The organism is Hylemonella sp. W303a (genome assembly GCF_046452315.1).
GTDB lineage: Bacteria > Pseudomonadota > Gammaproteobacteria > Burkholderiales > Burkholderiaceae_C > Hylemonella.
Map to the genome: position 1 here is coordinate 314,818 of NZ_JBKFDG010000005.1, position 6,695 is coordinate 321,512.

7 protein-coding genes are annotated in these 6,695 nt (G+C 66.5%); 5 read left to right on the forward strand and 2 right to left on the reverse strand.

Going from position 1 to position 6,695, the window contains the following annotated elements; all coding sequences use genetic code 11:
* Positions 1–16: 16 nt before the first annotated feature.
* On the reverse strand, positions 17–1,039 hold the full coding sequence (gene ftsY / locus ACLBKS_RS11990; protein WP_410193032.1) for a signal recognition particle-docking protein FtsY: 1,023 nt from the start codon (positions 1,037–1,039) through the stop codon (positions 17–19).
* A gap of 28 nt (positions 1,040–1,067) precedes the next feature.
* Here ftsY and ACLBKS_RS11995 point away from each other — a divergent pair, with 28 nt between their 5' ends.
* The 5 genes from ACLBKS_RS11995 to ACLBKS_RS12015 all read left to right on the forward strand — a co-directional run bounded on the left by ACLBKS_RS11995 (position 1,068) and on the right by ACLBKS_RS12015 (position 5,576).
* Positions 1,068–2,498 (forward strand): M16 family metallopeptidase, encoded by a 1,431-nt coding sequence (locus tag ACLBKS_RS11995; RefSeq protein WP_410193033.1) that lies wholly within the window; start codon positions 1,068–1,070, stop codon positions 2,496–2,498.
* Positions 2,499–2,548: 50 nt separating this feature from the next.
* Positions 2,549–3,925 (forward strand): M16 family metallopeptidase, encoded by a 1,377-nt coding sequence (locus ACLBKS_RS12000; protein WP_410193034.1) that lies wholly within the window; start codon positions 2,549–2,551, stop codon positions 3,923–3,925.
* Positions 3,925–4,548, forward strand: a complete 624-nt coding sequence (rsmD, locus tag ACLBKS_RS12005; protein WP_410193035.1) for a 16S rRNA (guanine(966)-N(2))-methyltransferase RsmD — start codon at positions 3,925–3,927, stop codon at positions 4,546–4,548. The genes ACLBKS_RS12000 and rsmD overlap by 1 nt, the downstream gene beginning before the upstream one ends.
* 130 nt (positions 4,549–4,678) lie before the next feature.
* Entirely contained in the window at positions 4,679–5,125 is a 447-nt protein-coding gene (locus tag ACLBKS_RS12010; RefSeq protein ID WP_410193036.1) for an SRPBCC family protein, read from the forward strand.
* 13 nt (positions 5,126–5,138) lie between these two features.
* Positions 5,139–5,576, forward strand: coding sequence for a PaaI family thioesterase (locus tag ACLBKS_RS12015; RefSeq protein WP_410193037.1), 438 nt, complete (start codon positions 5,139–5,141; stop codon positions 5,574–5,576).
* Positions 5,577–5,669: 93 nt separating this feature from the next.
* Here the strand turns inward: ACLBKS_RS12015 and ACLBKS_RS12020 are convergent.
* Positions 5,670–6,695: methyl-accepting chemotaxis protein (locus ACLBKS_RS12020; RefSeq protein ID WP_410193038.1), on the reverse strand; the 1,026-nt coding region annotated here is incomplete at its 5' end.

Here is a 6,695-nt window from a genome sequence, read left to right on the forward strand (position 1 = left end):
ACGCAGCTGCTGTGATTCATGCCAGCAGGGCCTGGGCGAACTCCCGCGCGTTGAAGGTTTCGAGTTCGTCGAGCTGCTCGCCCACGCCGATGAAATAGACCGGAACGGGGCGTGCGTCCGGCGTGCTCAAGGCACGGTCACGCGCCCACAGTGCGATGGCCGCCAGCACGCCGCCCTTGGCCGTGCCGTCCAGCTTGGTGACGATGAGACCGGTCAGGGCCAGCGCTTCGTCGAAGGCCTTCACTTGCGTGAGCGCGTTCTGGCCGGTGTTGCCGTCGATGACCAGCAGAACCTCATGGGGAGCGGACGCATCTGCTTTCTGCACCACGCGCTTGATCTTCCTGAGCTCTTCCATCAGATGGAGTTGCGTGGGCAGGCGGCCCGCCGTGTCCACCAGGACCACGTCCTTGCCACGGGCCTTGCCCGCGCTGACCGCGTCGAAGCAGACCGAGGCCGGGTCACCGCCAGCCTGGTGCACGATGTCCACGCTGCCCGAACCCTGCCGGTTGCGCTCGGCCCAGACCATCAATTGCTCGCGCGCCGCAGCGCGGAAGGTGTCGGCCGCGGCCAGCAGCACACTGGCACCGGCCTCGGCGAGGTGGTGCGTGAGCTTGCCGATGCTGGTGGTCTTGCCCGCGCCGTTGACGCCCGCGACCATGATGACGGTGGGCTTGTGCGCGCCGACAGTCAGGGTTTGTTCCAAGGGGACGAGCAGTTCGGCCAGCGCATCGACCAGCAGGGCCTTGACGGTGGCGGGGTCGGTGGCTTTGCTTTCCTTTACACGTCTTTTTAAATCGTCCAGCAAATACTGTGTAGCCTTGACGCCTGCGTCGGCCATCAGCAGGGCTTCCTCCAGTTGTTCATAGAGCGCATCGTCGATGCGCGTGCCGGTGAATACCGTGGCGATGCCGCTGCCCGTTTTGCGCAAGCCCGCGCGCAGTTTGCCCAGCCAGCCCTCGCGGGCTTGAGGGGGGGGGACGGGGGGAGCGGGCTGCTGAGGAACTTCGGTCGACGATTTGCTTCTGAAGATACTGAACATGAAGGGCATTCCTACAATGCCGCATTCTATGAAACGCCTACTCATCTGCTTTTTTGCCTTGTTGTCCGCCTGGGCGGGCGCGCAGGCGCAACACGCGAGCGCAAACGCCATCAGCGCCAAGCCCCAGCAGTTCACCCTGGCCAACGGGATGACCTTGATCGTGCAGGTGGATCGACGCGCGCCGACCGCCGTGCACATGCTCTGGGTGCGCGCCGGCAGCATGGACGAGGTGGACGGCAAGAGCGGCGTGGCGCACGTGCTGGAGCACATGATGTTCAAGGGCACGCAATCGGCTGCGGGCAGCACGGCTGCGGGTGAGTTCTCGCGCCGCGTGGCTGCCCTGGGCGGGCGCGAGAACGCCTTCACCGCCAGCGACTACACGGGCTACTTCCAGCAAATCCCGGCCAACCGGCTGGAAGACGTGATGAAACTCGAGGCCGACCGCTTCGCGCACAACCACTGGCCGGACAGCGAGTTCACCAAGGAAATCGAGGTGGTCAAGGAAGAGCGCCGCATGCGCACCGAGGACGAGCCGCGCGCGCTGCTGTACGAGACGCTCGAAGCCACGGCCTTCGTGGCCTCACCCTACCGCCGTCCCATCGTGGGCTGGATGAATGACTTGGATAATTTGCGGCCGGACGATGTGCGCGCCTTCCATCGCGACTGGTACGTGCCTGCCAACGCCGTGGTGGTGGTGGCCGGTGACGTGAAGGTGCCCCAGGTGCGCCGTTGGGCTGAGCAGTATTACGGGAAGGTGCCCGCGCGTGCCTTGCCTGAGCGCAAGCCGCGCGTGGAGCCGCCGCAGACGGGCGTGAAACGCGTGGAGGTCAAAGCCCCTGCCGAACAGGCCTACGTGGCCTTGGCCTGGAAAGTGCCGGGCCTGCGCAACATCGCCAACCCCACGGCCGAAGATTGGGATGCCATGGCCCTGACCGTGCTCGCCGCCGTGCTGGATGGCTATGACGGCGCGCGTCTGCAACGTGCCCTCGTGCAAGGCCAAGGCGCGAACGCCAAGCGCGTGGCCGACAGCGCTGGCGCGGGCAATGGCCTGACGGGCCGCGGTCCGCAACTGTTCGTGCTGGATGGCTCGCCCGTGGCGGGGCGCACGCCCGCTGAGCTGGAAACCGCCTTGCGCGAACAAGTCGCGCGCATCGCGCGCGAAGGCGTGAGCGAGGCCGAATTGAACCGCGTCAAGACGCAGTGGATGGCTGGCGAGGTGTACCAGCGCGATTCCCTGTTTTATCGCGCACGCAAGCTAGGGGCCAACGCCATGCTGAATTTGCCGTTGGACGCGGATGACCGGTTGCTCGTGCATCTGCGCACCATCACCTCCCAGCAGGTGCAGAGCGTCGCGATGCGGTACTTTGGCGAGGACACCCTCACCGTCGGGGTACTGCACCCCTTGCCGCCGGACCCGCAACGGCGCTCGCGACCCATGGGCGGCGGCAGGGATTTCTGAGTGCCTGACCTGGCCTGCCGGCACTGATGCCCTCACAGCGTGAACTGAAGATGAACATGATGCACAACACATTCGTGGCGCGGCTTCTCGCGGCGCTGCTCGGCGGATGGGCCGTGGCTTCGGCCCACGCCGCCATTCCCATCCAGCACTGGACCCAGCCGGAAGGCCCAGGGCAAGGGGCTCAGGTCTGGTTGATCGAAAGCCCGGCCGTTCCCATGGTCGATGTGCGCCTCGAGTTCGATGGCGGAGGCCGGCGTGACCCGGCGGACCGCGCGGGCCTGGCCGAGGCCGGCACCCTGATGATGGGCAAGGGCGTGCGTGACTCCTTGGGCAAGGCAGGGCGCGAACCTGCGTTGGACGAGAACGCCTTGGGCGAGGCCTGGGCCGACCTGGGCGCGATGTTCGGTGGCGATGACACCACGGACCGCGTGAGCTTCTCTCTGCGCAGCCTCACGGACACGGACCTATTGCAGCGCGCCGCTGCCCTGGCGGCACGTGTGCTGGCCGAACCGTCCTGGCCCGAGGCGGTTTGGGCGCGCGAGCGCGAGCGCATGCAGGCCGCGCTGCGGGAATCCCTCACGCGACCGGCCACCGTGGCCTCGCGCGCCTACCAGCGCGCCGTGTTTGGCGTGCATCCCTACGGGCAGGCCATGACGGACGAGAGCCTGGCGCGCATCAGTCTGGTCGACCTGCAGGCTTGGCATGGACGCACGTTCCTGGCCTGCCGCGCGAAGGTCAGCATCGTGGGAGCGGTCAACCGCGCGCAGGCGCAAGAGCTCACGGCGCAACTGCTGGCGCGCTTGCCCCGGAGTCGGGACCCCAAGGATTGCCCTTCCTTGCCTCCCGTGCCCGAGGTGGCACCCCTGGACAAGGCCGCCGATCTGCGCATTCCTTTCGACGCCGCGCAAGCGCAGGTGTTCATCGGACAACCCGGCTTCAAGCGGGACGACCCGGACTATTTCGCGCTGACCGTGGGCAACTACATCCTGGGGGGGGGCGGTTTCGTTTCGCGCCTGACCGAGGAGGTGCGGGAAAAGCGCGGTCTGAGCTACAGCGTCTACAGCTACTTCAACCCCGGCTTGCATGCGGGCAGTTTCTCCATTGGTCTGCAGACCCGCCCTGACCAGGCTGAGGCCGCACTCAAGGTGGCCCGCGAGGTGCTGGCGCGTTTCCTGATCCAGGGCCCGACCGAGGCTGAACTGAAGGCGGCCAAGGCCAACCTGATCGGCGGTTTTGCCTTGCGCATCGACAGCAATCGCAAGTTGATCGACAACCTTGCCAACATCGCCGCGCACGACTTGCCGCTGGACTATCTGGACAGCTGGACCGAGCAGGTGAACAAGGTGACGGTCGCTGACATCCGAGCCGCGTTCGCCCGCAAGCTGCGCGCGGACCGCATGGTGACCGTGGTGCTGGGCGGCAAGTGATGCGGCAAGGCAAGCCCGCTGCGGCGCGCACTCCAACAGCGACGCCTCGCAAACACGAGGTTCGCATCATCGGCGGGCTTTGGAAGCGCAGCAAGCTGCCCGTGGCCGACAAGCCCGGCCTGCGCCCCACGCCCGACCGCGTGCGCGAGACCCTGTTCAACTGGCTGGGGCAGGACCTCACGGGCTGGCGCTGCGTCGATGCCTTCGCGGGCAGCGGCGCGTTGGGGTTCGAGGCGGCCTCGCGCGGCGCGAAGGAGGTCACCCTGGTCGAGCAGGACGCGGCCTTGATCGCTCAACTCCAGAAAATCAAGGATCACCTCAAGACCGATGCGGCAGGCGTTCAGATCACGTTGCGGCGCGGCGACGGCATCGCGGCCTTGGCCGCCTGGCCAGCCGCGCAGCCACAGGATGGCTTGGACCTCGTTTTTCTTGATCCACCTTTTGATGCGCAGTTGTTCGAGCCCGCCTTGAAGGCCGCGGCGCGCGTGGTCAAACCTGGGGCCTGCGTCTACCTCGAAGCCCCCACTGAATGGACGACCGAGCAACTCGCGCCGCTGGGTCTCACGCCTCACCGCCATCTCAAAGCCGGCGCGGTGCACGCGCACCTCTTGCGGCGCGATTGAGGGCCTCCTGGGGTTCCTGGGGCAGGCCCCAGCACCACCTTGAGCGGCGCCGTCATATCATGGACGCTTATTCGCGCACCCTGCTGTGCGTGTTTTTGCAAGCGCTTTGACTTTGAATCAGGGAGCCCTCATGGCCACTGGCACCGTACAACTGCACCGTGTTTTGCGTGCGCCTCCCGAGCGCCTCTATCGCGCCTTCCTGGAACCCGATGCCCTGGCCAAGTGGTTGCCACCTTATGGCTTCACTTGCACGGTCGAACACATGGACGCGCGCGTGGGTGGCAGCTACCGCATGGCCTTCAGGAACTTTGGCACAGGCCAGAGCCACGCCTTTGGCGGTGACTACCTGGAATTGGTGCCAGGTCAAAAGATCCGCTACACCGACCGCTTTGACGCGCCAGGTCCGGCGGGGCAGATGACGACGACGGTCGTGCTTCGGGCCGTGTCGTGCGGCACGGATCTTTCAGTGACGCAGGATGGTATTCCCGAAGTGATTCCGACCGAGATGTGCTACTTGGGCTGGCAAGAGTCGCTGGAGCAACTGGCGCGGCTGGTCGAGCCTGACATCGCCGAATAAGGCTCGACTGACAATGGTCGCACCGCGCGAGCCTGTCACCCAGCGCCCCACTCAGGAGGAACTGGCTGCCTTTCTCGAGCGCGAGTTTCCGCAGACACCCTGCCGCATCGTGTCCTTGAGTGACGAGGGCGCCACGCTGAGGCACGAAGTCGGACTCGCCGAATTGCGTCCCGGCGGAACCGTCTCGGGCCCGACCATGATGGCCCTGGCCGATGTCTCGCTCTATGTGGCGATCATGGCCCGGGTGGGGCTCTTGCCCATGATCGTCACGACCCAATTGAGTTTCAACTTCTTGCGCAAGCCCGCGGGTGACCGGGCGCTGATCGGTGTGTGTCGGCTGCTGAAAGTCGGGCGCACGCTCGCCGTCGGCGAGGCCAGCGTGTATTCCGAGGGATTGGACGATCCCGTGGCCCACGCCGTGGGCAGTTACGCGATTCCCTCGACACGTTGAGGCGCCCGGACCGTTGGGCGCGACGCCTGACTGCCTGCGCCGCGTCGATCACGACGCGGGGTGGCGGTCGCGCCCCTGCTGGCCCTGCAGGGCTCAGCGCGGGGCGGGCAGGGCCACGGCGGACTTGGGCGCGGCGGCCGTGTCGCTGATGTGGAATTGGTCCACCGTGCGCGACAGCGCCTGCGCCTGCTGACGCAGCGATTGCGCGGAAGCCAATGCTTCTTCCACCAGCGCGGCGTTCTGTTGCGTGCCCTGGTCCATTTGCGTGATGGCCTGATTCACCTGCGCGATGCCCGCGCTTTGCTCGGCGCTGGCGCCGCTGATCTCCGCCACCATCTGCGTGACACGCTCCACGCCTGCGACGATCTCGCGCATGGTTTCGCCAGCCTGTTCCACCAAGGTGGTGCCTGCGCCGACCTTGCTCACCGAGTCATCGATCAGGCGTTTGATCTCCTTGGCGGCCTCTGCTGATCGTCCCGCCAGGCTGCGCACCTCGCTGGCCACGACGGCGAAGCCTCGGCCTTGCTCGCCCGCGCGGGCGGCTTCCACGGCGGCATTCAGCGCCAAGATATTGGTTTGGAAGGCAATGCCATCGATCACGCTGATGATGTCCACGATCTTGCGCGAGGACACGTCGATGGAGGCCATGGTGCCCACCACCTGTTCGACCACCGCGCCGCCGCGTGCCGCCACGCCCGAGGCAGCCACGGCCAATTCGTTGGCGCGCCGCGCGTTTTCGGCGTTCTGTTGCACGGTAGAGGTCAGCTCCTCCATCGACGCCGCGGTCTCTTCCAGCGCGCTGGCCTGCGATTCGGTGCGGGCCGACAGGTCACCATTGCCAGCGGCGATTTCCGCCGAGGCGGTGGTGATGGAGTCGGTGCTCTCGCGCACTTGGCGCACCAGGCGCGCGAGGTTGTCGCGCATGAGCTGGATCGCCGCCAGGATGCTGGTCTGGTCGCCGGGCCGCGTCGCCACGTTCACCACCAGATTGCCATCGGCGATCTGCTTGACGACTTCGGCCGCGTACTGGGGCTCACCGCCGAGTTGACGCACCAAGGTGCGCAGCATGTCCCAAGCCAGCGCCACGATCACCAGCATCAACACCGCGCTGATCGAGAG